Here is a 26,935-nt window from a genome sequence, read left to right on the forward strand (position 1 = left end):
ATCGAAAGAGGGACATCCCGCAAGAGGTCCCCAACGGGCCCCTGCGGCGGGTACCGTCAGGATCACGGCCCGCACAGTCCACATCTGTAAGAGTGAAACCAACGAGTCTGCCGGGGAGGACGCCGATGGCCATGCGGCAGGGTGCCGGCTCCGCATCGGGAAATGTCCGACTGAAAGCACTGCGGCACGCATACGGCTGGGTCTCCCAGCAGCAGCTCGCCGACGCTTTCGAGGAGAAGGCCCGGGAATGCGGGTTACGGCTCGCGGTCAGCGTGCGCCAGGTGCGCCGCTGGGAGAGCGCCGACCCCCCGTGGCCGACGCCCGACTACCAGCGCGTCCTTCAGGAACTCTTCGGCCGTCAGCTGGACGACCTCGGTTTCACGCCACCGTGGGACCTGACCGTCCTGGACGACATCGGCCTTGAGGGCGCTCCGGCGGACCACGGGATCAGCGGCACTGTCGTCCGTGGCCGCGACGCGTACGACGATGAATACCCCGGTCAGCACCCCGACGACGGCTTCGGCCAGTTCGGCGGGGAGCGTGCGCACCGGCCCGACTCCGGAGCGCCGTCGCGCGGGCCCGGCGGCAACCAGGGCAACGGGCCGTTGCACGGCGCCGCCGAGATCCCCAGAGCGAAGGTCCGCCACCGGCAGCCGGACAACACCGGACACGGTCAGGCCGGGCGCGGCCCCGGCGGCACCCGGGGACCGGTCGGCGGCGCGGGCGGCAACGGCCGACGGCCGGTGCCGCGGCCACTGCCCTGGCCGTCGGACACCCCGGGGACGCCGGACGGGCACGACTACGACGACCACCTGAACCGCGACGGTGCCGACTTCGACCGGGCCGGTCACATCGGCACCGGTCACCACAGTGCCGACTTCGACCGTGCCACCTTCGGCCGCGCCGGGTTCGACCCGCGTACAGCCCCCGGGCACCCCGACAGGGACGCCGACGGACCTGACGCGCTGCTGCCCGGATTCCCCGCCCCCGCCCGGGTGGTCGGGCCGGGCACCACGCTTCCGCTCCCGCCCCGCAGGGGACACCCGGAACGGGCCCCCGGCATCTTTCCGGAGTCGGCGCGGCAGCCGCTGCCCGGACCGGCCCAGTCCGGGCTGATCCTCCCCGGCGACCCGCGCATGCTGGACCGGCCGGTGCCGGCGACCCCGGCAGTCCACCGGGCCCGCCGCGACCCGCACGCCGCCACTTCGCGGCTCATCGGCGGTCTGGGCGACGACGACGGGCGCTGGCCGACGATCGACATGCCGTCGGACGGGCCCGGCGTGAGCGGGCGCCTGGGCACCGTGGTCGCCGAGCAGTACGGCCAACTGACCGCGACCTACCGGCAGATGTACTGGGTGGCGCCCGCAATGATGACCTTCCAGCCGGTGCGCGAGCACATCCGGATGGGCCAACTGCTCATGCGGGCACCGGGCCCCGCCCGTGCGCGGCGGATCGTCGCGGCGTCGGTGGCCGAGGCCGCGATGCTCGCGGGGCGCATCGCGTTCTTCGACATGGCCAAAGAGCAGGTCGCACACGAGTACTACAACTTCGCCTGGGAGGCGGCGGTCGAGGCCCAGGACGCCATGCTGGCCATCGCGGTGCGGGCGCACCAGTCGTTCATCCCGGGCTTCAGCGACAACTACGCCGAGGCCGAAGGGCTGATCCAGGTGGCCCGGCGGATGGCCGAGCAGTACGACGCGCCGTCGCAGATGCGCTCCTGGCTGATGGCGGTCCACGCCGAGATCGAGACCCGCGCGGGCCACCCCGATGACGCGCTGCGCCTGATCGACCTGGCCGAGGGCCTCGGCCAGCACCCGGGGGACCAGCCCAAACCCGTGTGGATGGACTTCTACGACGGAGCCAGGCTCTGGGGTTTCCGCGGTGCGGCCGAGCTGGCGGCGGGCCGCCCCGACCGGGCCAGGGACGCCCTCAACGACGCGATGGCCGATCTACCCGCCCTGGCGGTCAAACAACGCGCGGTGATCTTCGCCGACCTGGCCGACGTCGCCTATGTCGGCAACGACCTGGACGAAGCCTGCGGAATGCTGTCCCGCGCCCTCGACACCCTCACCCAGCAGTGGTATTCCACCGCGATGGCGAGGATCGTCATCGTCCGCGGCAAGCTGCACCAGTGGGGCAACGCCCCGTGTGTGAAACGCCTGGACGAGTCCCTTGAGCTGTGGCGCGGCGGCGCGGAGAAGCCGTCCGAACCGCAGGCCGACCGCCCGGCCGCCGGCCGGGGCGTGCCCCGGGCCAGGGTCAGCCGCGGCGACGACCGCAGGCAACTGCGCTCCGGCGAGGAGGACGGCAGACGCTGAGCGTTTCCAGACGGCCTGATGTCAGTCCCGTCCGTCACACTGGGTCGGGACCACGCAGTCGTCAGCCGCAGGAGTAGCCGAACACACCATGAGCACCACCGACACCGGCTCCAGGCTGGACCTCCTGCGCGGCACACTCCCCGCCCGCAACCACACCGCCCGCACCGTCGCGGCACTCGCCGCCAACCCCGGCTGCGCCCGCCGCGGCGTGCTCGACGCGGCCGGGATCGACAAGACCGCGCTGGCCCAGAAGCTCGGCAACCCGGCCCGCTACGGGCAGTCGCCGTTCGCGATCGCCCGCGGCCACTTCTTCGAGAAGCAGGTCAAGGCCGACAACGGGGCCGGGCTGCGCGAGTTGCTGGCCGACAAGCTCGGCGCCGACCTCGACGAGGGGCGCTACGAAGAGGTCGGCGGCGACCGCGACGGGGACAGGCTCACCCGTGAAGAACGGGTCGGCCGTACGAGAAGACTCCTCGCCACGGGCGACTGCGCGATCCTCGACCACCCCATGCTTCCGATCGACGTCGCCGGACACCGTGCCTACCTGGAACCGGACGCCCTCGCCTGCCGGATCGACGGCCGGCTCCACATCGTCGAGATCAAATCCTTCGCGATCATCGACGGGCAGGCCGACCCCGGCAAACTCGCCGCCGCGGCCGGACAGGCCGCCGTGTACGTCCTGGCTCTCCAGGACCTCGCCCGCGACCTCGGCCTGCCCGACGGCACCGTCGCCACCGACATCGTCCTGGTCTGCCCGCAGGACTTCTCCAACCGGCCCACCGCCGCACTCATCGACGTGCGCAGGCAACTCGCGGTCAACCGCAGGCGGCTGGCCCGGATGGCCGGTGTCGACCTGCTGCTCGCCGACCTCCCCGAGGGCTTGAGCTTCGACGTCGAAGCGGTCCACGAGGCCGTCGCCCAGGTCCCCGCCGCGTACGTCCCGGACTGCCTCGCCGCGTGCGAACTCGCCCTGCACTGCCGCGCGGAGGCCAGGGGCTGCGCCGGCGGCGGGACCGTCGGCGCGCTCGGCACCAACGTCCGCGGCGCACTCGGGGGCCTCGACCGCGTCGACGCGGCCCTCGACCTGGCCGACGGACGTCGCGCGCCCGCGCCGGGCGAAGAGGAGACGGCGCGCCTGCTGCGCCGGGCCGAAGAACTGCGACGTGAGGTCCTGGGACAGCCGTGAGCACCATGCAAAGCCTCGCCCGCCTGCGGGCGGCGAAGACCGGCTGGGCCCAGCCCAAGGCGACCGTACGACACCGCCATCTGTCCGACCGGCCGCTGGTCTTCGTCCCGTACGCCCTGGCCGGTGAGGCCTTCGCCCCGCTCGCCGCGCTCGTGGGCACGCACCTCGACGGTCCACAGCTGCTGATAGTCCCGCAGCCCCGCGACCGCGGAATGCGGTTCGCGTACGCGGCCGGCCTCGCGGACATCCTGCTGCCGCACCTGACCTCCCCCGCGGCGGACACCGAGACGGTCGAGCCCCGCCGCAAGGACGCCGAAGCGTACGAGCGGTCGCTGGACGCGCCGCAGATCCTCGTGCCCAGCCACAGCGGCATCGACTACCTGCGGCTGCTGGGCCGGTCCACCCGGTTCCGGAAGACCGAGGGCGAGTACGCGGTCGCCGAATCCGTGCCGCTCCTCGGCCGTTGGTGCACCTACCTCGCCGAGCGGACCCGTACGCCCGGGTCCTCGGTCCTCCTGGCCATAACCGAACTACTGACGCAGACCTGGACCACCGGGCAGAGCTCGGTGGAGGACGGCGACCTGGCCGCACTGTCCGGCTGGATCGACCCGGCACCGGGGTTGACCGGCGCGCAGGCGGCTGCCGGGGCCGAGAGTGAACCGAGCGCGGGTCCGGCCACCGATCCGGAGTTCGACGAAAGACTGGCACCGCTGGTCGCCGACTTCGACAAGGCCCGGAAGGCGGAGGACTCAGGCGCGCGGGAAAAAGCCGAATCGGCTCTCTCCGACATACTGCGCGCCGAGCTGATGCCGACCTGGCGGCGCATGTGGCGCGGCCTCGACCTCCTGCGTGAACTCCCGGCGGGGGCCTCTGTGGCCGGACGCTGGGAGTCCGACCGTACGTCCTACAGCTTCTTCACCGTCGGCCTGGCCGAGCCTGATTCCCGGCCGCAGCCCAGGGTGCCGCAGGCCGTCGCCGCCGCGGCGCAGCTGAACGCCCGCGAGCGGGCCGCCGAACGTCTGATGGTCGAGGAAGTACGGGACGACCCGCTGCTGATGGCCGAAGTCCGGTTGGGTGGCGAGGCGTTCCGCGGCCCGGTCACGATGGTCGAAGCGGACCGCACGGTGCTCGAACCGGGCAAGAAGTCGACGCGTCCGCGTCCGCTTCTGGTCATCCGTACCCAGGACAGCCCGGTGATGCTGCCCGGGACGACCCTCTCCTGTGTCGAACGCCCGGACGCCAAGGCGCGGTTGGTCGACATCGACGGTGCCGCTGTGACCCTCGAACTGACCGGCGGCATGGGCGGCGCGAAGAAACCCAAGGAGGGCAGCGTGCCCGAAGTCGGCGAAGTCCTGTGCTGGACCTCGTTGTCCGCGGACTTCCGGGGCGGTCCGGTGTGGCCCGAAGTGGAGGACACCCCGTGGACACACGGCGGTCCGCCGGTGGAGCCGACCACGGAAGAGGAAAGGCGCGACGCGACGGAGTCCTGGGCATGAGTTCCTTCAATCCGGCGCATGAGGCCGGCCTGGTCACCGACGCGGTCCTGGCCGACCTGGTGTCCGGAAAGCACCGCGGAGTGGTCGTCGACTCGCCGCCCGGTGCGGGGAAGTCCACGTTGGTGGTCCGGGCGGCCGGGGAGATCGCCGGGCGCGGCGACCGGCTGATGGTCGTCGCCCAGACGAACAACCAGGTCGACGACCTGCTCGAGCGGATGGCCGAAAAACATCCGGGCCTGCTGATCGGACGGCTGTCCGCGACTGGACACACCCCTGCGGTCGCGCTGCTCCAGGCCGGAATCCTCAACGCGGAGAAGCCGGACGCCCTCGAAGCCTGCGCGGTCATCGTCGCCACGGCGGCGAAGTGGGCCACGGTGAAGGAACGCAGCTGGCCGTGGGCGATCGTGGACGAGGCCTACCAGATGCGCTCCGACGCCCTGATGCTCGTCGCGCCACTGTTCGAACGGGCGTTGTTCGTCGGGGACCCGGGCCAGCTGGACCCCTTCGCCACCGTCGAGGTCGCGCACTGGCACGGCCTTTCGTACGACCCCTCGCAGAGCGCGGTCGTCGTGTTGCGGCGGCACAATCCGGACCTCCCGGTCCACCGGCTGCCAGTGTCCTGGCGGCTTCCGGCCACCGCCGCGCCGCTGGTCTCCACGGCTTTCTACCCGTTCACGCCGTTCCGCGCGGGTACCTCGTACGAAGACCGCAGTCTTTCCTTCGCCCGGCCCTCCGGTGGGGATCCCTACGACCGGGTCACCGACCTCGCCGCGGAGACCGGCTGGGGTCACCTCGAACTGCCGGCCCGGTTCACGCTCCCGGCGGATGAAGAGACGGTCCTGGCAGTCGCGACGGTCGCGGCCCGGTTGCTGCAACGACAGGGCACGGCCGTCAGCGAACGGGGGAGTGCGGCGCTGGACGCCTCCCGGATCGCGGTCGGTGTTGTGCACAGGGAACAGCGCTCCCGCGTCCAGGCGGCCCTGAGAGGACTCCGGGAGGACGTGCCCGGGGCGGAGGACATCACCGTGGACACCGCGAACCGCCTCCAGGGGCGGGAGTTCGACGTCACCGTGGTCCTCCACCCGCTGTCCGGACGGCGCGACGCCACCGCTTTCCACTTGGAGACGGGGCGGTTGTGCGTGCTTGCCTCCCGGCACAGGCACGCCTGCATCGTGGTCGGCCGCGCCGGAATCCCGGAACTCCTGGACGCCCACCCCTCAGCGGACCCGGTGCACCTGGGCGTCCCGGTGAGTTTCCCGGACGGCTGGGAGGCGAACCAGGCGGTGCTGGAGCAACTGTCCCGGTCCCGCGTGCGGATCGGCGCAGGTAGCGTGCAGGAAAACCAGGCGGTCGCACCATCGAACGCGGACGGGGTAGGGATGTGAACGCAAGCGTGAAATACCGGGTGCGGATGAGTCCGACGTCAGTGCCTGACCGGACCCTTCAGTGGACCTCGTCCGCGAGCAGTTTCCGCCCGTGCTCGACCATCTTCTCGGTGTAGGCCTCGCTCCAGCCGGTGCGCTGGGCGAGTTCAGTGGTGGGGAGGCGGTCGAAGCGGCGTGGGTCGGCCAGTCTGGCCACGGCGGTCGCCTGGTAGTCCACGGCCTTGTCGGCCGCCGCCCGGAAGGCTTCGGCCAGCTGGGTGGCCCGCGCCAGCTGCTCACCCGGGTCCGCGATCTCCTCCAGGTCGAAGAAGTGCTCAGGTCCCTGGCCGGGCAGTTCCGGGTCGAACTTCAACTGGACCGGACGCACCCGCCGGGTCGCTGCGGACTCTGACGGCTTTGCGGACATGGCGCACTCCCGGGCGGTGGGGGACTGTCGGGTGGATCAGTCCATTGTCACTGCCCGGGAGTGCGGGGGAAGCCCTCAACGGAGGGTGAAGTGCCAATACCGGCCGGGGTCGAGCAGTTTTGGGGGAGCCGCTCGTGTGGATGTCAGGTCTCCCCGACCGGTACTGCCTGTGGGGAGGTCCGCGTCAGCAGACCTGGGGGCGCACCTCGGCGAGGGTTCCGGCGGCCTCGGCGATGGCCGCGTGGACGTGGCGCAGGGACGTCAGCCTGTTGTCGCGGTCCGGGGGGACCAGCCACACCAGCGGGCCGTCGAGGGAGTCGTTGGGCGGCACGGTGATCCAGGCGCCGCGCCCGTGGTGGCGGGGGCCGACCCGGCGGTCCCGGGCGGACATGCCGGTCACCGGGGCGGGTGGGACGAGGAAGCCGATCCGCCGGTAGCGCCGGTCGGAGATCACCGGGCCGACCGGTACCCCGTGGGCCCGGAGCGCGCCCAGGGCCTCGTAGCCGAGGCGGTCCTCCACCTCGATCACATCGAACGTCTCGCCGGCTGCGACCAGGCGGGGCGCATGCGGGTTGCGGAGCGCGTTCTGCGGCACGACCGCGGTCATCGTCCGGTTCAAATCGGCGTTCACGATGGGGTCCTTCCCCTCTTCCTCGGATTCCTCGGATCGTCCCCGGCTGCGTCCTGGAAAGCGACGAAAGCGTCAGTGGCGGTCTTGCTGTGTGCTTTCCGTGCGCCTGCTGTGTGCCGCACGGAACCCGGGCTCACGCTGTGTTCGTCTGGCGTTCAGCTCCGTGTTGCCCTGCGATGACGATGCAACCAAAGTCACACACCCTGTGACGAGGTCCCGGACGGGACATCTGTAGGACGCGTACCGGCCAGCTCACTCGTACGGGGGACATCCGACCGGGGTGCTCCGGACGTGCGAAGGACGGCTTGAGGACTTCTGGTGGCACCGGACGGGTTACGCGTAGCGCCATTGGTGACGCTAGGTCAGGATCCTGATCAGAGCAGGTCTCTCCCGATACCGGCCCCCGCCCCGCCCGCAGTTTTCCCAGCGGTCACCGTCGGCGGACACCGGACAGGACGGGGGCAGCAGCGGCACCGGACGGGTGGACACGGACCCGGGGTCGTGAACAGTTTCGTCGAGTCGGGCGGTTGTGCGCTGATGACCTCAACGCGTATGGAGGACGCAGTGCAACGACGAACTTTCCTCGCCGGCGCCGCGGTGGCAGGGCTGGCCGCGGCCGGCCCGGTCGCCGCGGCCGCCGGTGTGCCGCTCGACGGCCGCAACGTGTCCCCCGATCCGGCGGACTACGTGAAGGCCACCGCCGCACTGCGCCAGCAGTACTGGACCCAGACCCCGGAGACGCTGCTGCCCCAGGTCGCCTGGCATGCCCGGACGGGCGCCGCGCTGATCGGGCGTACCGCCTACCGCAGGCTGGCCCCGGCGGTGGCCGAGACGGCTCTGCTCGCCTTCCGGCTGTCCTTCTTCGACCTGAGACAAGGCGAAGCGCAGTCCCGTTCCTGGCAGTGCCTCGCCTTGGACGCCGCCGACGCGGCCGGGGACGACGCGCTGGCCGCCGCCGTACTCGGGCACGCGGCCTTCCCGCCGGCCTGGGCGGGCCGGGCGGACGAGGCCAGGGGTGCCCTGGAGGCCGCCCGCGAACGCGCTAGAAACGGGGTGCCCTCGATCCTGACCGCCTGGCTGGACGCCATCGCGGCTGAGGCGGAGGGCCGCCTCGGGAACCCGGAGGCGGCGTTCGCACTGCTCGACCGGTCGGCGCAGACGCTCAGCAACGGGGAGACCGGCTCGTGGACGGGGTCCTCACCCGCCTGGTTCGACTGGTTCTCGGTCGCCAGGCTCGCCGGATTCCGCGGCGGCGCACTGGTCGCCGCCGGGCGGGGTGCGCAGGCCAGGGTCACCCTGGAGGGCATGCTCGCCCAACTGCCGGCGAAGGCCGGGAAGCAGCGCGCGGTGGTGTACGCGGACCTCGCGGCGGCGGCCGTGTCGGACGGCGAGCTCGAAGGGGCTTGCGTCGATCTGGACCGGTCGCTCGACGAACTTGAGCGGCAGCGTTACGCCACGGGTTTCGAGCGGGTCAATGAAGTGCGCAGGCGGATGGACACCTGGGCGGACACGGCGATAGTGCGCGGTCTGGACGAGCGCCTGCGGTCGCTGACCGCGGCCGGGGCCAGGTGAGGTGGCCGGGCGGTGGCGTCGGCAGCGGGACTGAGGCAGGGGGAAAGTGAGTGCGTACCAGGCAACAGGAGGAACGGCGATGAGCGATAGCGTCACATGGGAACCGGTGGAGATAGCACGGAATGTGCGGCCATCGAGGGTAGGAGCAGGAGTCATGAGAATCAGCGCTGTGGTCTTCGATGTGGGCGAGACCCTGGTCGACGAGACCCGCGAGTACGGCACCTGGGCCGACTGGCTCGGGGTGCCCCGGCACACCTTCGCCGCGGTCTTCGGGCAGACGCTCGCCCGGGGACGTGACTACCTGGAGGTGTTCCAGGCGTTCCGTCCCGGCTTCGACCTGGCCGTCGAGCGGGCCGCCAGGACGGCTTCGGGGCGGCCCGAATGGTTCGGCGAGGACGACCTCTACCCGGATGTGCGCGACTGTCTCAAGACACTGCGCGACCAGGGTGTGTGGCTGGGTGTGGTCGGCAACCAGACCACGAACGCGGGACGCCTGCTGCGCGGGCTCGACCTGGGTGTGGACCTGATCGCGACGTCGGACGACTGGGGCCTGGTCAAGCCTGAGCGGGAGTTCTTCCAACGGCTGGCGCACGAGTGCCCGTACCCGGCCCGGGAGATCCTCTACGTCGGGGACCGGCTGGACAACGACATCGCCCCGGCCCACGCGAGCGGCCTGCGCACCGCGCACGTCAGGCGCGGCCCCTGGGGCTATCTCGTCGCCGACGACCCGGTCCTGCGGGCCATCGCCGACCTGCGGCTGAACGGGCTCGACGAGTTGCCGGCCGCGGTCCAGGAGCTGAACGCCAAGGTCGGCGACGAGGTCGCCGCCTGATGCGTGACGGGCGGCGTCAGCCGCCCTTACCCACCGACTGTGCGGGGTCGACCCGCCGGCCGGCCTGCGCCGGGATACGGGCGGCCGCGGCGGTGCCCCCGTCGTGCCGGCCGCGCAGGCGGTCGGTGCCGCGCAGCACCAATGGCGACAGGGCCGCGCCCGCCGCCATCACGGCGAGCCCGGCCAGCACGTCGGCGAGGTAGTGGTTCGCGGTGCCGAGCACCACGACGATGATCAGCAGGGGGTAGAGCACCCCGGCCGCCCGCGTCCACCGGTGCTGCCCGTGCAGCCACAGCTGCCAGCCGCACCAGGCGGCCCAGCCCACGTGCAGCGACGGCATCGCCGCGTACTGGTTGGTCAGGTGCCCCAGGCCGCGCGGCGCGCTGGCCTCAGCACCCCACCAGCCGTAGTGGGCGAACTGCGCCATGGTGTCGGTGAAACCGTCCAGCATCCGCGGCGGCGCGGTCGGGAAGAGCATGAAACCGGCGAGTCCGATGATCGTCGCGACGGCGAGGGTGGTGCGCGCCCGCCGGTAGGTCTCCCCGCTGGTCCGCCACAGCCACACCAGCACCACCGGCGTCACCACGTAGTGCAGGGTCGCGTACGCGTAGTCCAGCGGCACGCCGAGCACAGCGTGGTCGGTGATGATCCGGTTGAGCCAGGTCTCCGGGTGCAGCCCGGTCAGCTTCTCCAAGTGGAGTATCCGCGCGGCGTTGTGCGTCGCGTCGGCCACGTCACCGCGGACGATCATCCGGGAGCCGCTGTACGCCGCGTAGAGCCCCGCGATCAGCAGCAGCTCAGTCCACCAGCGTGGCCGTCGGCCGGTCCTCCACAGGTCTGTCCGGACCGTCGGTGCGGTGCTGCTCATGTCGCCTCCGGGGAACGTGCGCGCCCGTGGCGACACTTCTCGATGCCCTTGTCGATGCTCGTGGCCGACGTCCGCGCGCTCAGGTTCTCCGCGCGCCGGGGACGACCGGCAGTGCCTACCAGGGTACGTCGTCGGATTCCGGCCACAGTCACCGTCGAGGTTTTGGCGGGGCCGCCGGTGCCGTGATGATCACAGGCCCGGTACGGGCTTTGCCCCTTGAGGGCACGTGTCGACCGTGATAGAACGCGTTGCACTTTCCGGTGCGGATCCGCACCGGGGCCTGGAGGGGGAAACCGTGTCCGACGCCGTCGACAAGTCCGAGGTCGAAACGGGGGGCAGTGCAGCTCCCAGCAGCCCGGAGGCCATGGTCCGCCCGCAGACCAGCACCCGGGACGCGGCCGAGATCCAGGGGAAGATCACCGCCTGGCTGGCCGGGCACCTGCCTGCGGGGGCCGACCCCGGGGTCTCCGAACTGACCACCCCGTCCGGAAACGGCATGTCCAGCGAGACGCTGCTGTTCGACGTCGAGTGGAACGAACAAACCACGGACGCGGAAGGCGTGGTCCGGCGCCGTGAGCGCTGCGTCATGCGCATGCGCCCCGCCCTGGACGCCAAACCCGTCTTCCCGACCTACGACATGGCCAGGCAGGCCAGGATCATGCGCCTGGTGGGGGACAGGGCCGACGTCCCCGTCCCGCAGGTGCTGTGGGCCGAAGACGCGGAGGAGCCGCTCGGCGCCCCGTTCTTCGTGATGGCCCGCGTCGACGGCGCCGCCCCGCCGGACGTCCTCCCGTACACGATCGACAGCTGGCTGCTCAAGGCTTCACCTGAGGACCAGCGCCGGCTCCAGCGGGCGTCCGTGGAGGTCGTGGCGAAGATCCACGGCATCACCACGGCCGACGGCGAGCTCGACTTCCTGCGCCTGGACGTGCCGGGGGACACCGCGCTGCGCCGCCACCTCACCGACCTGCGGGCCTACTACGACTGGGGCATCGAGGGGCGCACCGTCCCTGTCATCGAACGCGCCTTCGCCGTGCTGGAAGAGCACTTCCCGGCCGACCTGGAAGACGACTTCATCAGCTGGGGCGACGCCCGGATCGGCAACGTCCTCTACGAGGACTTCACGCCCACCGCGGTGCTGGACTGGGAGATGGCCACCACCGGGCCCCGGGAACTCGACCTGTCCTGGATGATCTTCATTCACGACTTCTTCCAGGACATCGCCGAGCGTTACAAGCTCCCAGGCATCCCCGCCTTCATGAACCGCGACGAGGTCGTCGCGCAGTACACGGAACTCACCGGGTACGCGCCTCGGAACATGGACTACTTCCTGCTGTACTCCGCGCTGCGGCAGGGCGTGGTGATGGCCCGCGTCGCGCTGCGCCGCGACCTGTTCGGCGAGGCGCCGCTGCCGGAGAACCTCGACGACGCGCTTCCGCACGCGAAACTGCTCGCCAGAATGCTGGACGAATACGGACAGTGACGACCTGACAGTGACGGACCCCACGGCGGAACGGCCCCGGCCGGAACCGCTGTGGGGAACAGCACCCCGGAGTCCGGAGTACGATCACACATCGCCGTTTTCACCCTTGAGGGTGATGCTTTGCGGTGAGCGACATCACGCGGACACGGTCCGTGGTGTTGTCGGTAGCATGAATCACCGGGGCTCCCCCAGGTCCGCTCCGGTGCTGGCTGCCGGAGGTGCCTCATGACGATCGGCGGACTCAACCCGCCCGCCGGCGCGGGCGTGCCCGACCGCGGTCTGACCCGTTCCACGAAGTACGAACCCCGGACCGTCGAGGACCAGGTGCCCCAGGACACCGTCCCCGGCGAGGCGACGGGCCCTCCCGCGGGCCGTCCCGACGCAGTCCGGCCGGGCGGCGCCCGGCATGTGCCGGGCACGACTTTCTCCGGGCGCGCGCTGCGCCGCTCCGGGCAGCGCTTCAGTCTGGCCGCGGTCACCTTCATCACCTCAGGCCTGTCCGGACACCGCAGGCGCGGCACCCACGACGCCATCGGGCCGCTCGTCCAGGTGCACCGGACCCACCACCCCAAAGCCGACTTCGACCTTCTGCAGCAGGCCTACGCGGTGGCGGAGCTCTCGCACCGCGGCCAGATGCGCAAGAGCGGCGAGGCGTACATCACCCACCCCATCGCGGTGGCCACGCTGCTCGCCGACCTCGGCGCGGACACCACCACGCTGGTCGCCGCCCTGCTGCACGACACGGTCGAGGACACCGAGCTGACCCTCGCCGAAGTCCACGAGCGCTTCGGCGGCGATGTGGCCTACCTGGTCGACGGCGTCACCAAACTGGAGACGGTCGACCTCGGTGACGCCGCGGAGGCCGAGACCATCCGCAAGATCATCGTGGCCACCGGACGGGACGTCCGGGTCACCGTGATCAAACTGGCCGACCGGCTGCACAACATGCGCACCATCCGCCACAAACGGCGGGCCAGCCAGATCCGTACGGCCGAAGTGACCCGGGACGTCTTCATCCCGCTCGCCGAACGCCTCGGCCTGCACGTGGTCAAGACCGAGCTCGAAGACATCGTCTTCGCGACCCTCGAACCCGAGCAGCACGCGGCCACCGCGCACACCGTCACCGAGCGGGCCGACCTGCGCGACGCGGCCCTCGCCGACTTCACCGACGCTGTCGGCGGCGCGCTGCGCAGTGCCGGCATCAACGCCGAGGTCACCACCCGGATCCGCCACCACGTCTCGGCGAACAGGGTTCTGCAGCGCCGGGGGGTGGACTTGGCCGGCCCGTTCGACCTGGCCCGCGTGATGGTCGTCGTGGACGAGGACACCGACTGCTACGGCGCGCTCGGTGTGCTGCACACCCACTGGTCGCCGATGCCCGGCGGCTTCAAGGACTTCATCGCGACACCGAAGTTCAACCTCTACCAGTCGCTGCACACGGAACTCTCCCTCCCCGGCGGGGAAGTGGCCGAGGTGCTGATCCGCACCCGCCGCATGCACCGCATCGCCGAGTGCGGCGTGGTCGCCCACACGGCGGAGAAGATCCCCGGGCAGCTCGAGGGCGAGGAGGCGGTGGGCGGCGATTCGGGATCGCAACTGGGCTGGCTGCGCAGGCTCCTGGAGTGGCAGGGCGGCACCCCCGACGCCGAGGAGTTCTGGTCCTCGCTGACCGCCGACCTCTCGGTGGACCGCGAACTGACGGTCTTCACCCCCGGGGTCGGCGCGCTCACCCTGCCCGCCGGTTCGACGTGTGTGGACGCCGCGTACGCGATCGACGAGCAGACCGGGAACCGATGTATCGGCGCCCAACTCAACGGGCGCCTGGTCGCACTGTCGTCAATCCTCGCCGACGGCGAGACCGTCTCGATCATCACCGCGAAACCGGTCGCGGGCGCACCCGCGCAGGGGCCGTCCCGCGAGTGGCTGTCCTTCGTCCGCAGCCCGCTGGCCCGGGTCGCCATCGAGAAGTGGTTCATCGAGCACGCCGGCGACGAAGCGGTGGCGGCCGAACCCGCCGTGGTCCTGCCGCCGGCCGCTGACCAGTCGACGCCGCGCCCGCGGGCCGCGCGGATCCCGGTGAACGTCCCCGAAATCCCGGACGCGGTGATCCGGCTGGCCCGCTGCTGTACGCCGGTCCCGCCCGACGAACTGGCCGCCCTGCCCATCCGCGGCGGCGCGGTGGCGGTCCACCGGGCCGACTGCGCGAACATCGTCCAGATGCGGGCGGCCGGCCGCACGATGGTCGCCGCGGAATGGCCGGAGCGGGACCAGGCGGCGGCGGAGCCGGGCTACCGGGTCACCGTGCAGCTTGAAGCGCTCGACCGCCCCCGCCTGCTCGCCGACGTGACCTCAGCCATCGACGCGGCCGGCGCGGACATCAACTCGGCGTCGATCTGCGCGCCGCGCGAGATGCGGGTGCGGCAGACGTACACGATCACGCTGTCCGACCTGGCGGGCCTTCCACAGCTGCTGCGGACGCTGCGCCGGGTCGAAGGGGTCTACGACGTGTACCGGGCGAAGACGGCCTGACCGCCGGGTCGACGGGCGGACGGCCGGGTCGACGGGCGGACGGCCGGGTCGTCGGGCGGGTCGCCGGGTCGCCGGGTCGCCGGGTCGTTGGGCGGACGTGCCTACGGCCTGACCGCCGGGTCGACGGGCGGGCTGAACGGTTTCGCAGCTGGATCTGCATCAGAAGCGGGAAAGCCCGCTGTCCAGACCTGTGGACAGCGGGCTTTCGCGTTCGTCCGGCGTGCGGCCTATTCGCCGCGCAGCACCTGGTTGAACCGGGTGAGCTGGGAGGCCAGCAGTTCCAGCTCCTTCTCCGGCCAGGCGGAGAAACGTTCCAGCAGGACGGTGAGAGCACGCTGCCGGGCGTCGACCAGGCGTTCGCGGCCCAGCGGGGTGAGCGTGATCAGCTGGGAGCGGCGGTTGGCAGGGTCCACCGTCCTGGTGATCATCGCGGCGTCCTCAAGGGCGGCGAGCTGGCGGCTCACCGTCGTCTTGTCCAGGCTCAGGCTGGTCGCCAGGTCCTTACCGGTCGAGGTGTTGTACTCCTCAAGCAGGGCCAGGAGGTAGTACTCAGCCTGGGTGATGCTCGCGGTCGCCAGCGGCGGTGCCATCAGCTGGCGCAGCAGCCGGGCGGTCGAGCCCACTTCCCGCAGCACCCGGCGCCCGGGGCTCTGCTCGTCCATGCCTGGCCCGGCCGGTGCCTGGTCGTTCGCGTTGCTCGCAACGTTCGCGGCGTTCACGGACATCTGCCCTTTCTCACGCCCCGCCGGTCCTACCGCCGACGAGGAATCCAGGGTGCACCACAACAGTTGCTTTACACAACAGCAGTGCGGCGTGCAGCCCTGTCCAGCGGCAGGGGGGCAGCCTCCGGCAGGCTCAGTAGCTCAAGGTCGGATACGGCGGCATCAGTTCCGGCGGGATGTCCGAACTCACCCGCATGGTGAACTTCGGGTCGCGCTTCTCCAGGAACGCGGTGACGCCCTCGCGGACGTCCGCCGACTGACCCGTCCAGTACAGCGCACGGGATTCCAGGACGTGGGCGGCCTCGGGATCTGCCACCGACTGCATGGACCACAGGAGCGCGCGGGTCAGGGCGACCGCCACCGCCGGGGTGTTGCGGGCGATCTCGCCGACGATCTCCAACGCCCGTTCGAGCAGCCGCTCCGGGGCGACGACCTCGCGGACGAGCCCGGCGGCCAGCGCCTCGTCGGTGCCGAAGATCCGGCCGGTCACGCACCACTCAAGCGACCGGTCCACACCCACGACGCGCGGCAGGAACCAGGTCGAACAGCCGTCCGGAGTTATCCCGCGGCGCAGGAACACGAACCCGAACTTCGCCTGAGTGGAACAGATCCGTACGTCCATCGGCAGGGTCATCGTCGCGCCGACGCCCACTGCCGCGCCGTTGATCGCGGCGATCAGTGGTTTCTGACTGCGGTAGAGCCGCAGGACGAGTTTCCCGCCGTCGTCCCGGAAATCGGCGGGGATGTCGGAGACCGCCTCCGTGCCCGCGAGCTCAGCCCTGGCCTCCTTGTGACGTGACGCGTTGAAGGTCTCCGCGCCCATCTCCAAGTCGGCGCCCGCACAGTACGCCTTGCCATGGCCGGTGAACACCACCGCGCGCACGTCGTCGTCCGCGTCGGACTTGTCCAGGACGTCGGTGATCTCCTGGCGCATCAGATATGTGTACGCGTTCATCCGCTCGGGCCGGTGCAGCGTCACGATCAACGCCGGGCCACGCTTCTCCGTGGTGATCTGTTCGTACGGTCCGTACTCCATGAGCAGCCTCCTGGAAGTCCAGTTGATCGCGGGCCACGATGCCCTGCGCGACGCGCGGAAACCAGAGCCGGAAGAAAAGTGTTCTGATCCCCGCCGCGATGACCTACCGTGGTCGCGCTCCGCCGGGGGTCCACCGAAACACGGCCGCACCCCCGCGCCGTCAGCGCAGACCGATGGAGGTGCGACGTGACCATGTCCAGCACACCCGGCACAGCCCGAACCGTCCCAGGCGGCCCACCCACCGCCAGGGACGAAGCCATCGCCGCGCTGACCGGACCCGGATCGGTGTACGAGATCGAGGAGACCGACCACGACGGGATCCCGTGGCGGATCTTCCCCCGCGCCCCGCAGACCCTGCGGGAGGCGTTCCTTTCAACCATCGCGTACGGGGAACGCGAGGCACTGACCCACGACCAGGGAAGAATTTCGTACGGGGAACAGCACCGCCTTGTCTCGCACCTGGCCCGCCACCTGGCCTGCCGGTACGGCGTCCGCCGGGGCGACCGGGTGGCCATCGCCATGCGCAACCACCCCGAGTTCGTGCTGTCCTTCTGGGCCGTGCAACTGCTCGGCGCGGTCGCCGTGCCGCTCAACGCGTGGTGGGCGGTCAGCGAACTGCGGTACGGGCTCACCGACTGCGAAGCCGTGCTGCTCATCGCCGACGGCGAACGCGCCAAGCTCCTCGCCGGACACCTCGACGACCTGCCGCTGCGCGGACTGCTCGTCGCACACCCGGTCGAGGGCAGCGCCCCCGCCGAGGATCTGACCGCGTTCCTCGCCGGCGTCGAAGGCCCGTGCGAACCGCCGGAAGCCGACCCCGACCCGGACGACCCGGCCGTACTGATCTACACCTCAGGCACCACCGGCCGGCCCAAGGGCGCCGTCGGCACCCACCGCAACCACTGCACCAACCTGCACACCATGCACCTGAGCCAGGCCGTCCAGATCCTCGGCCTGGGCCTGCCCGCCGAACTGCTCACCGACGGACCGGCCGCGCTCCACCGGGCCATGCCGGACCTCCCGCAGTCCTCCGTGCTCCAGTGCTACCCGCTGTTCCACATCGCGGGACTCTCCGGCATGTACGTCACCGCCGTCGGCGGCGGGAAGATGACGCTGATGGGCCGCTGGGACACCGAAGCGGTGCTCCAGACCATCGAACGCGAACGCATCACGAGCGCCACGATGGTGCCGACCCTGCTGCGCCGACTCCTGGAGTCCCCTGAGCGCGGGAAGTACGACCTGTCCTCGCTGCTGATGCTCGGCGCCGGGGGTGCTCCCGTACCGCCCGACCTCGTCGGGGAGGTCGGCCGGATGTCGAACGAGGCGATCAACCCGCTGAACGGCTACGGGATGACCGAGACCACGTGTGTGGCCACCGCCAACACCGGCGCGGACTACTACGAGCACCCCGACAGCGTCGGCCTGCCCGTCCCGGTGATCGACCTGCGGATCGCCGACCCCGTCACCGGAGACGAGGTCCCCACCGGCGGGCTCGGTGAGATCTGGTTCCGCGGACCGCACATAGTCGCGGGCTACTGGCGACGCCCCGAGGAGACCGAAGCGGCCTTCCCCGACGGCTGGTTCCGCACCGGCGACCTCGGCCACCGCGACGCGGACGGTTATCTGTACGTGGTCGACCGGCTGAAGGACGTGGTGATCCGCGGCGGCGAGAACGTGTACTCCGTCGAGGTCGAGGCGGTCCTGTTCGAGCACGAGGCGGTGGCCGACGTGGCGATCGTCGGGGTTCCGCACCGCGACCTGGGTGAGGAGGTCGCCGCCGTGGTCGAACTCCAGCCTGGCGCGACCGCCACCGCGGCCGAGCTGCGCGGACATGTGGCCAGACGGCTCGCAGCGTTCAAGGTGCCCACGATCGTCCACTTCGCCCGGGACCCGCTGCCGCGCAATGCGGTGGGGAAGGTCCTCAAACGGCAGTTGCGGGACATGCTGACGGGGTGACCCCGCTGAGTCAGCCCCGGCGTGGTTGAAAACCGTACGAAGACCTGTCTGCTCCGGTCAGCGGTCTGGGTCGGCGGTCTGGGTCGGCGGTCTGGGTCAGCGGTCTGGGCTTTGGTTTGGACTTTGACCCGGTTGTGACCCGGCAGGCCACGACGTCGCTGAGCGGCCGTATGAATGTTCACCCCGGACCGCCCTGGTGAACGGGTGGTTCGGGCCGAACACCCGCACGCTGTCGGTCAGGAGCTCACCGAACAGGTCGGCGGCGACCCGTTCGTCGCCGGCCTGCCGGGTGTACGCGGCCTGCTCGCGGCGCACCGCCAGGCGTTCGCGCAGGGCGGGCTCGTTCCCGGCGGGCAGGTCGGGGAGTAGATCGCGCAGTATGCGCGCCGCCGTCCGCGGTTCGCCGCCGGCCGCCGTCCAGTAGGCCAGGTTGCGGCGGCAGCGCAGGACCGCCGTGTGCCCCGGGCCGTGCAGCCGGCCCTGGTCACCGATCAGGGCGCGGACCCAGCGCACCGCGCTCTGCGGCGATCCGCCCGTGCCCAACTGGTAGGCGACCGCCTCGCGGATGGTCAGCGTGTGCCGGTGGTCGGGCCCGTGCCCGGCCAGGTGTTCGGCGAGCAGCGCGCGCAGGATCCGGCCCGCCTCCGGGTCGGGGAGGGCGAACGCCTCGTCGAGGCGTTCGCCCAGCTCCCGCGGACGGCCGCGCAGCGGCGGGTGCAGCCGCAGGACCCCGCCGCTGTCAGCACTGTCGACCTCGCTGTTGCCGCTGTTGCCACCGGCGGCGCGGGGCGTACTGAATATGTCCGTCAGATCGGCGGAGAAGCTGCCGCTCGCGGCGTAACGCCCTGAAGTCATCGTCGACACCCCGGAGTCCGACCACCCGGCGGACGAACCCGGTGTGTCGAAGCCGCCCGGTGGCGGCATCAGCCGGGTGGGCGCGGGCGTGGGACGCGCGGCGGCCGGGGACACGGCCCGCAGCGGAGCGCGCGCCGGCATCGGCGGGACCGGCGGGGACAAGTCCTCGACGGTGTTCGGCGGCAGCAGCGCGCACAACCGGTCGGTGACCGTGCGGGCGTCCGCCGGGCGGTCCTGCGGGCGCTTCTCCAAAAGCTCCAGGACCAGCTTCTCCAAGTCGCGCGGCAACTCCGGGCGGCGGGCCCCGGGCGGCGTCGGCCGCTGCGTCAGGTGCGCCCGGACCAGCCTGCCCGGCTCGTCCACCCCGAACGGGGGAGCGCCGGTCAGCAGTTCGTACAACAGACAGCCCAGCGAGTACAGATCCGTACGCGCGTCCACCCGGCGTCCTTCGAGTTGCTCGGGGGCCATGTACGCGAGCGTGCCGATCACGCTCCCCGGCTGGGTGATCACCGCACTGGGGTTGAGGGTGCGCAGGAACTTCGCGATACCGAAGTCCAGGACCTTGACCCGGCCCTCCCAGGTCACCACGGCGTTGCCCGGCTTGATGTCCCGGTGGATCACCCCGCCCTCGTGCGCCGCCCGCAGCGCCTCGGACAACTGGACCGCCCACCCCACGGCCTTGAGCACCGGGACCGGCACCCGGTCGGCGACTATGTCGGCCATCGACCGGCCGCGGACCAACTCCATCACAACGTAGGCGGTGCTGCCCTGCCCGTGCGGGGCGAGCGGACCCTCCCGCCCGCAGTCGTACACAGTCACGATGCTCGGGTGGTCCAGGTTGCCGGCGACCTCGATCTCCAGCTCGAACCGTTCGTAGGCATGCGGCAGCCCGGTCAGGTGGTTGAGCACCTTGACCGCGACCGCGCGCCGGACCCGGTCGTCCCAGCCGCGCCACACCGTGGCCATGCCACCGGACCCGACCACCTCGTCGAGGCGGTACCGGCCCCCGAGCACCCCGCCGGCCGGGGACACCTGCACCTGCGACCACCTCCGCTACTCAGAGCGACCGACAGCAGGTCTCGTCGCGTCACTCTTGACGGGCCCGATTCTTCCGCAGGGCGCGGGCTGAGGGAACGCACTTGAGTACCGACCGGGTCCCGAACACGAACCAACCGAACAGGCGGATCAAATTCTGCGGCCTATTCACCCGTACACAATGATTTGCGCTCCCTGCCTGTTCCCTGTCTGATGACCTCAAGTGATCCACAGCTGATCGAAAAAGCGCGAACAAGGGGACGTGGCGACCGGTGACAACCGCAGGAGGACCTCCGGTGCGGTCGCTGGACGCCCCCGACGAGCACTGGCTCGCCCGCGCGCTGCGCCCACAGCGCCCCGCGACCCCCTGGTTCGCCGCACTGCGCGCACTCATCGGCATGGCCGCGCCCGTCGCCGTCGCGATGGCCTGTGACAAGACGGCGTACGGAATCCTCCTGGCCCTCGGCGCGATGATGGCGGTGTTCGGCGACCGCCCCGCCCCCTACCGGCTGCGACTCCTCGGCTTCCTCCCCGCCCAGACCGGCGCCGCCGTCGGGATCCTGATCGGCAGCCGGTTCTCCGGCGGCGGCTGGACCGCCGTTGCCATGATCACCCTGATAGCGATGGTCGCCGGGCTGATCAGCCCGATCGGCGCCTTCGCATCTGTCGCCGGCCTCAACCTCGTGGTCATGGCCGCCGTGGGCACCGGCGTACCGGTGCCCGACCCGTGGTGGCTGCCGCCACTCCTGATCTTCAGCGGTGGGCTCACCATCCTGCTGCTCTCCCTGCTGCCGTGGCCGCTGCGCCGCAACCTGCCCGAACGCAGCACTGTCGCCGAGGTGTACCGCACCGTCGCGGCGCTGCTGCGGACATCCGCCGGGACCCCCGAGGAGACCGCGGTCCGGCGCAGACTGAGCGTCAGCATCGACACCGCGTACAACATCCTCGTGCGCTACCGGGCCCGTACGCCCGGCCGTGTCCCCGCCGCCCAGCGGCTGATGGTCCTGCTGAACGGCGTCACCCCGCTCCTTGAGGCGTCGGCCGCCGCCACCCGGCAGAAGGGCCTCGACGGTGTGTACGCCGACGCCGTCGACCGGCTCGCCGACGCGGTCGAACGCGGCGACCGGCAGGCAGTGCTGCCCGAACTGACACCCGCGACACCCGGCGAACGCGCGCTGGCCGCGGGGCTGCGGCACGCGGTCGGGTGCCTCAACCTGCGTCCTCCGGACCGGGCCGCCGGGTCGGGTGGTCCGGGTGGCCCGGTCGGCCCGGTCGGCCCGGTCGGCCCGGTCGGCTCGGGTGGTCCGGGTGGTCCGGGTGGTCCGGGTCGCCCGGTCGGTTCGGGGGAATCCCCAGCGGCACCCGGCACCGAACCTGACCTGCTCGGCCTGCCGGACCGCCCCTGGGGCCCGCGCGGAGCCGTGGTCCACCTGCGCAGAGTGCTGGCCGGACCGGCGCCCTGGCTGTACGGCCTGCGCCTCGCCCTGTGCATGGGGGTCGCCGGGACCGTCGGCGAAGTGTTCGAGCTGCCGCGTACGTACTGGATCCTGCTCACCGTCGGCCTCGTCCTCAAGCCGGACTTCGGCTCGGTGTTCGTCCGCGGCCTCCTCCGGGCCCTCGGCAGCGTCGTCGGCGTGGCCGTCACCGCCGGACTCCTCATGGTCGTGCCCCGCGGCTGGCCGGACGTCGTCACCGTCGCGGTGTTCGCCGGGCTGCTGCCGATCGCGATCTCCCGCAGTTACGGCATGCAGACCGCCGCGATCACCCCGCTGATCCTGATCCTCACCAACATCCCGCACCCCGGCGACCCCGCGACCATGGCCCGCGAGCGGCTGATCGACACCTTCATCGGCTGCGCGGTGGTGCTCGTCTTCGGCTACCTCCTGTGGCCCGGCTTCCGGCAAGCGAAACTCCCGCTCCGGCTGGTGGAAGTCACCGGGCAGGCGGGCGACCACCTGCGGCGGCTGCTCGACCCCGAGAACCCGGGGACGCCGGACGCGGGGGGTTACGCGGCACGCTCCCGGGCCCGGCGCGGGGCGTACGCGACCCTCACCCGCACCCGGACCACCTTCCAGCAGGCTCTGGCCGAACCGCCCCCGGCGTCCCGGCGGGCCGCCGCGTGGTGGCCGTACCTCGTCCAGATCGAACGGGTCATCGACACGATCACCGCCGCTTCCGCGTTCGTCGACCACGGCGGCATCCGGCCCGCGCAGGCACAGGTGGACCACCTGGCGGATGAGCTGACAGCGCTGGCCGCGTCCATCGGCGCCGGGGAGCCGCCGTCCGCGCTGCCCAGGGCTACCGTGCTGGAGTCCCTGCTCTCCGACGCCGCGACGACCGACAGCGCCGCCACCGCGCTCGACGGGGTGGCGGTGGAGATCAGCACCGCGCGAGCGCTGGCGGCGCAGATCCTGGCCCCCAACGGTGACTCCGCCTCACCACGGTGACCCCGCCTCACCACGGTGACCCCTGAGCAGTCGCCCGCCTCGACTACCGTGGACGGATGCATCCGGTCGCCGTCCTCCTCCCCGCAGATCCGCCGCGCGAAGGCCGGGTCGCCCTGTGGGCGCCGGACGGCGGCGAACTGCCCGAGATCGGCGAACCGGGGGAGTGCCCGGTCGTCCTGCCATCAGCCGGATCAGCCGGATCAGCCGGATCAGCCGGATCAGCCGGATCAGCCGGATCAGCCGGATCAGCCGGATCAGCCGGATCGGACGGATCAGCCGTACGCCGCCAGGATGTCCCCGTACGCTTCCTGACCGCACGCGAGGCCGTCGCGTGGCTGCCGCGCGCCGCGAAGAGCCCGGACGCGCACCCCGCCCTCAAAATCTGGGCCTCGGCCACCGTCCTGGCTCTCCAACTCGCGGCGCGCGGCCGACTGCTGCCCGGCGTCACACCCGACGGCAACGACGCCTGGCGGGCCGGGCCGCTCGACATCGCCGACGGCGACCGGCTGCGCTCCCTCGCCGCCGCGCTGCCACCCGAGGGCTACGCGGTGCCGCTCCCCGACGCCGAGCCGTTGACCGTCCCCGACCCCGAACAGCTCCTGCGCGCCTGGCTCGACGCGGTCGCCGACACCCTGCCGCGGACGCCCGCCGCGACCGCGCTCGCCCGCAGCCGGCCCTTCGCCGCCGCCGAACCCCAGAAGGTTCCGCACCTGCGCGAATGGGCCCGCGAGACCGCCGCGGGACGAGACCAGGGGGTGCGTGTCGTGCTGCGCCTCGACCTCCCGCACGACCACGACGGGCTCCAGGTTGTCGTCCAGGTCCGTTCACTCGCCGACCCAACCCTCGTCGTCGACGCCGCCGAACTGTGGAACGACACCCCGGCCGGCTTCGGCGACCGCGCGCACCTCGACGTGCTCCTCGCGCTGCGCCGGGCTGCCCGCGTCTGGGAACCCGTCGGCCGTCTGCTGACCCGGCACGTGCCAGACTCGCTCGACATCGACGACACCGAACTCCTGGAACTCCTCGGCCCCGCCGTCGCCAAACTCAGCGCCTGCGGCATCGAAGTCCACTGGCCGCGTGAACTCGCCAAGGACCTCACTGCCACCGCCCGCATCGCCGACAAACCGCCTCAGGGCGGCCGCAAGGAGCCCACCGGCCTCTTCGGGCCCGACCAACTCCTCGACTTCCAATGGCAGTTGGCCGTCGGTGGCCGACCGCTCAGCGAAGCTGAGATGGAAGCGCTCGCCGAAGCGCGCCGCCCCATCGTCCGGCTGCGCGACCAGTGGGTCCTGGTCGATCCCGAACTGGCAGCCAAAGCGCGCCGCCGCAAGCTCCGGGACCTCCAGCCCATGGACGCCCTGCAAGCGGCCCTCACCGGCACCGTCGACATCGGGGGACGTCCCGTCGGAGTCGACGTCACCGGGCGCCTTGCCGACCTCCGTGCCCGCATCGCCGACCCCGCCGCCCGCGAACTCCTCGACCCGCCGGCCAAGTTGCACGCCACTTTGCGTGCCTACCAGCAGCGCGGCCTCACGTGGCTCGCCACCATGGCCGACCTCGGCCTCGGCGGCTGCCTCGCCGACGACATGGGCCTGGGCAAGACCGTCACCCTCATCGCGCTGCACCTGCACCGGCAGGAGTCTTCCCAAGCCCCGACTCTGGTGGTCTGCCCGACGTCACTGCTCGGCAACTGGCAACGCGAGATCGAACGCTTCGCCCCGGGAACCCCCGTACGCCGACACCACGCGGGCACCCGCGACCTCACCGACATCCCCGCCGACGGCTTTGTCCTCACCACCTACGGCACGCTGCGCCGCGACCGGAAACTCCTCGCCGACATCCCCTGGGGGATCGTCACCGCCGATGAGGCCCAGCACGTCAAGAACCCGAACTCGGCCACCGCCAAAGCCCTGCGGACCATCCCCGCGCAGGCCCGCATCGCGCTGACCGGAACCCCCGTCGAGAACGGCCTGTCGGAACTGTGGGCGGTGCTGGACTGGACCACACCCGGCCTCCTCGGCCCGCTGAAGACCTTCCGCACGCGCTACGCGAACGCCGTCGAAGCCGACCGCGACCCGAAGGCCGCCGCGCAACTGTCCGCGCTCATCCGGCCGTTCCTGCTGCGCCGCCGCAAGGCTGACCCGGGAATCGCCCCCGAGCTGCCGCCCAAGACCGAAATCGACGACACGGTCCCGCTCACCCGCGAACAGATCGGGCTCTACGAAGCCGTCGTACGGGAGAACCTGGCCGCCATCGGCGACTCCGCGGGCATCGCCCGGCGCGGACTCGTACTCAAACTCCTCACCGCGCTCAAGCAGATCTGCAACCACCCCGCGCAGTTCCTGAAGGAGACGGGCCCGACGGCCCGCCGCTCGGGGAAGCTCGACCTGCTCGACGAACTCGTCGACACGATCACCGCCGAAGGGGAGTCCGTGCTCGTCTTCAGCCAGTACGTCGCGATGGGAAAGCTGATCGAGAGCCACCTCGCCGACCGCGGCGTGCCCACCCTCTTCCTGCACGGAGGAACCCCCGTCAAGAAGCGCGAGGAGATGGTCGAACGCTTCCAGAACGGCGAAGTCCCGGTGTTCCTCCTGTCGTTGAAGGCCGCCGGAACCGGCCTCAACCTCACCCGCGCCGGGCACGTCGTGCACTTCGACCGCTGGTGGAACCCGGCGGTCGAGGACCAGGCCACTGACCGGGCCTACCGCATCGGACAGGACAAACACGTGCAGGTCCACCGCATCGTCACCGAGGGCACCGTCGAGGACCGCATCGCGCAACTGCTCCAGTCGAAACGCGAATTGGCCGACGCTGTGGTCGGATCCGGTGAGGCCGCGCTCAGCGAACTCACCGACGTCCAGCTGGCCGAACTGGTCGCCCTGCGCAGGCCGTGATGATTTCCCGTACGAAAGTCTTCCGGGCTCTGCCACCCACGACCGGACGCGGCGCGCTCGCCACAACGTGGTGGGGCAACGCCTGGGAGTCGGCGCTCTCTTCCATGGACCCGGCCAGGGCGTCCCGGGGGCGCTCCTACGCCCGCGCCGGCAACGTCCTCGACATCACGGTGTCCCCGGGCAAGCTGTCCGCCCCGGTCAGCGGCAGCCGCACGCGCCCCTACCAGGCCACGATGTCGATCCCCGTCCTGGCCGACGCCGACTGGGAGCGCTTCCTCGACACCGTCGCCGCCAGCGCCGGGCATCTGGCCGCGCTGCTCGACCGCGACATGCCCGCAGGCCTCATCGAGGACGCGCTCGAAGCCGGAGTGACTCTGCTCCCGGGCGGGCGCGAACTCCGGCCGACGTGCACCTGCCCCGACTGGGGCAACCCGTGCAAACACGCCGCCGCGCTGTGCTTCCAGGCGGGCCGCCTGCTCGACCAGGACCCCTTTGTGCTCCTGCTGCTGCGCGGCCGCACGGAGGACGAAGTCATGGCGGCGCTGCAAGCGCGCAACGTCCGGGCCGCGGTGTTCAACCCCAGGGAAGAAGGCGTACGGAAGACATCCGGCGTCCCGGCACAGGAGGCCTACGCGCGAACCCTCGGTCCGGTGCCGCCCGACGCTCCCGGCGTTGAGATTTCCGGTTCGGCACCTGAGCTGAGCAGCGCACTCCTGGGCGCCCCCGACGGTTCGGGCCTGGAACGGCTGGTCGCCCAGGCTGCCTCGCAGGCCCTGGAGCTGCTGCGCACGGGCACCGACCCGGTCGCCGGGCTCAGCCGCGCCGACGACTCAGTCCGCCTCGCCGCCACGTTCACCGAACTGCGTACCTACACGGCGCTTCTGAAGGCCTCAGGCCGCAACCCGACCCTGTTCGCGTGCGCGGTCCGTGCGTGGCGCCACGGCGGACGGGAGGGCCTGGAGGTCCTGGAGCACCCGTGGAGCCCGCCCGCCGACGTCGCGGCCAGGCTGCTCGTCGTGCTGGCCGGGGACGAACTGCCGGCCGAGGGGGCACCGTCGGCCGGAGTGGTGCTGTCGGCCGAAGTGGCGCCGGGGCCGCTCAAGCAGTGGCGCAACCGCTGGACGGCAGGGGACATCCAACTCCGCTACGGCCGGGACGGCCGCTGGTATCCATACCGCAGGGAGACCGACGGCTGGTGGCCCGCGGGGCGACCGGGGACGGAGCCGGGGGAACTGCTGGCGGAGCTCGCTGAGCCTGTGGGGTTTGCAGGTTAAGGGAGATCTA

General features: G+C 71.4%; 18 protein-coding genes. 12 read left to right on the forward strand and 6 right to left on the reverse strand.

The window, feature by feature from the left end:
* The first annotated feature begins 125 nt into the window (after nt 1–125).
* The 4 genes from AC0Z36_RS06030 to AC0Z36_RS06045 all read left to right on the forward strand — a co-directional run bounded on the left by AC0Z36_RS06030 (nt 126) and on the right by AC0Z36_RS06045 (nt 6,385).
* Nucleotides 126–2,318, forward strand: a complete 2,193-nt coding sequence (locus AC0Z36_RS06030) for a helix-turn-helix domain-containing protein (RefSeq protein ID WP_485461640.1) — start codon at nt 126–128, stop codon at nt 2,316–2,318.
* Nucleotides 2,319–2,406: 88 nt separating this feature from the next.
* Nucleotides 2,407–3,504, forward strand: coding sequence for a hypothetical protein (locus AC0Z36_RS06035; RefSeq protein ID WP_485461641.1), 1,098 nt, complete (start codon nt 2,407–2,409; stop codon nt 3,502–3,504).
* Nucleotides 3,505–3,509: 5 nt separating this feature from the next.
* Nucleotides 3,510–5,000, forward strand: coding sequence for a hypothetical protein (locus AC0Z36_RS06040; protein WP_485461722.1), 1,491 nt, complete (start codon nt 3,510–3,512; stop codon nt 4,998–5,000).
* The gene (locus tag AC0Z36_RS06045) at nt 4,997–6,385 is read left to right on the forward strand and encodes an AAA domain-containing protein (RefSeq protein WP_485461642.1); all 1,389 of its coding nucleotides are present in this window, start codon (nt 4,997–4,999) and stop codon (nt 6,383–6,385) included. Before AC0Z36_RS06040 ends, AC0Z36_RS06045 begins: the two co-directional genes overlap by 4 nt.
* A 58-nt stretch (nt 6,386–6,443) precedes the next feature.
* Here AC0Z36_RS06045 and AC0Z36_RS06050 read toward each other — a convergent pair whose 3' ends face one another.
* Together AC0Z36_RS06050 and AC0Z36_RS06055 are read right to left on the reverse strand one after the other, a co-directional pair.
* Nucleotides 6,444–6,791 carry a hypothetical protein gene (locus AC0Z36_RS06050; RefSeq protein ID WP_485461643.1) on the reverse strand — a complete coding sequence of 116 codons (348 nt, stop codon included), beginning with the start codon at nt 6,789–6,791 and terminating at the stop codon, nt 6,444–6,446.
* Between the two features lie 184 nt (nt 6,792–6,975).
* Nucleotides 6,976–7,422, reverse strand: coding sequence for a hypothetical protein (locus tag AC0Z36_RS06055; protein WP_485461644.1), 447 nt, complete (start codon nt 7,420–7,422; stop codon nt 6,976–6,978).
* A gap of 552 nt (nt 7,423–7,974) precedes the next feature.
* Between AC0Z36_RS06055 and AC0Z36_RS06060 the strand changes: the two genes are divergently transcribed.
* Both AC0Z36_RS06060 and AC0Z36_RS06065 read left to right on the forward strand, forming a co-directional pair.
* Nucleotides 7,975–8,994, forward strand: coding sequence for an NsdA family TPR-like regulatory protein (locus AC0Z36_RS06060; protein WP_485461723.1), 1,020 nt, complete (start codon nt 7,975–7,977; stop codon nt 8,992–8,994).
* A 154-nt stretch (nt 8,995–9,148) separates the two neighbouring features.
* Nucleotides 9,149–9,826, forward strand: coding sequence for an HAD family hydrolase (locus AC0Z36_RS06065; RefSeq protein ID WP_485461645.1), 678 nt, complete (start codon nt 9,149–9,151; stop codon nt 9,824–9,826).
* A gap of 16 nt (nt 9,827–9,842) precedes the next feature.
* Here the strand turns inward: AC0Z36_RS06065 and AC0Z36_RS06070 are convergent, their stop codons facing one another.
* Complete coding sequence (locus tag AC0Z36_RS06070) at nt 9,843–10,694, reverse strand: phosphatase PAP2 family protein (RefSeq protein WP_485461646.1); 852 nt, start codon at nt 10,692–10,694, stop codon at nt 9,843–9,845.
* A gap of 295 nt (nt 10,695–10,989) precedes the next feature.
* On the opposite strand from AC0Z36_RS06070, the gene AC0Z36_RS06075 reads away from it, so the two are divergent.
* Both AC0Z36_RS06075 and AC0Z36_RS06080 read left to right on the forward strand, forming a co-directional pair.
* Complete coding sequence (locus AC0Z36_RS06075; RefSeq protein WP_485461647.1) at nt 10,990–12,177, forward strand: phosphotransferase family protein; 1,188 nt, start codon at nt 10,990–10,992, stop codon at nt 12,175–12,177.
* A gap of 225 nt (nt 12,178–12,402) precedes the next feature.
* Nucleotides 12,403–14,706 (forward strand): RelA/SpoT family protein, encoded by a 2,304-nt coding sequence (locus AC0Z36_RS06080; RefSeq protein ID WP_485461648.1) that lies wholly within the window; start codon nt 12,403–12,405, stop codon nt 14,704–14,706.
* Between the two features lie 227 nt (nt 14,707–14,933).
* Here AC0Z36_RS06080 and AC0Z36_RS06085 read toward each other — a convergent pair whose 3' ends face one another.
* Both AC0Z36_RS06085 and AC0Z36_RS06090 read right to left on the reverse strand, forming a co-directional pair.
* Complete coding sequence (locus AC0Z36_RS06085; RefSeq protein ID WP_485461649.1) at nt 14,934–15,431, reverse strand: MarR family winged helix-turn-helix transcriptional regulator; 498 nt, start codon at nt 15,429–15,431, stop codon at nt 14,934–14,936.
* A gap of 130 nt (nt 15,432–15,561) precedes the next feature.
* Complete coding sequence (locus tag AC0Z36_RS06090; RefSeq protein ID WP_485461650.1) at nt 15,562–16,464, reverse strand: enoyl-CoA hydratase-related protein; 903 nt, start codon at nt 16,462–16,464, stop codon at nt 15,562–15,564.
* Nucleotides 16,465–16,656: 192 nt separating this feature from the next.
* Here AC0Z36_RS06090 and AC0Z36_RS06095 point away from each other — a divergent pair, with 192 nt between their 5' ends.
* Nucleotides 16,657–18,420: a class I adenylate-forming enzyme family protein gene (locus AC0Z36_RS06095; RefSeq protein ID WP_485461651.1), complete on the forward strand. Its 1,764-nt coding sequence runs from the start codon at nt 16,657–16,659 to the stop codon at nt 18,418–18,420.
* 96 nt (nt 18,421–18,516) lie between these two features.
* On the opposite strand, the gene AC0Z36_RS06100 is transcribed toward AC0Z36_RS06095, so the two are convergent.
* Nucleotides 18,517–20,313 (reverse strand): serine/threonine-protein kinase, encoded by a 1,797-nt coding sequence (locus tag AC0Z36_RS06100; protein WP_485461652.1) that lies wholly within the window; start codon nt 20,311–20,313, stop codon nt 18,517–18,519.
* 293 nt (nt 20,314–20,606) lie between these two features.
* Between AC0Z36_RS06100 and AC0Z36_RS06105 the strand changes: the two genes are divergently transcribed.
* The 3 genes from AC0Z36_RS06105 to AC0Z36_RS06115 are packed head-to-tail and all read left to right on the forward strand — an operon-like array spanning nt 20,607 to nt 26,925.
* Complete coding sequence (locus tag AC0Z36_RS06105; RefSeq protein ID WP_485461653.1) at nt 20,607–22,757, forward strand: FUSC family protein; 2,151 nt, start codon at nt 20,607–20,609, stop codon at nt 22,755–22,757.
* Between the two features lie 56 nt (nt 22,758–22,813).
* Complete coding sequence (locus AC0Z36_RS06110; protein ID WP_485461654.1) at nt 22,814–25,651, forward strand: DEAD/DEAH box helicase; 2,838 nt, start codon at nt 22,814–22,816, stop codon at nt 25,649–25,651.
* On the forward strand, nt 25,651–26,925 hold the full coding sequence (locus tag AC0Z36_RS06115; RefSeq protein WP_485461655.1) for an SWIM zinc finger family protein: 1,275 nt from the start codon (nt 25,651–25,653) through the stop codon (nt 26,923–26,925). Before AC0Z36_RS06110 ends, AC0Z36_RS06115 begins: the two co-directional genes overlap by 1 nt.
* Nucleotides 26,926–26,935: the final 10 nt, after the last annotated feature.

The organism is Kitasatospora sp. UYEF31 (genome assembly GCF_057291755.1).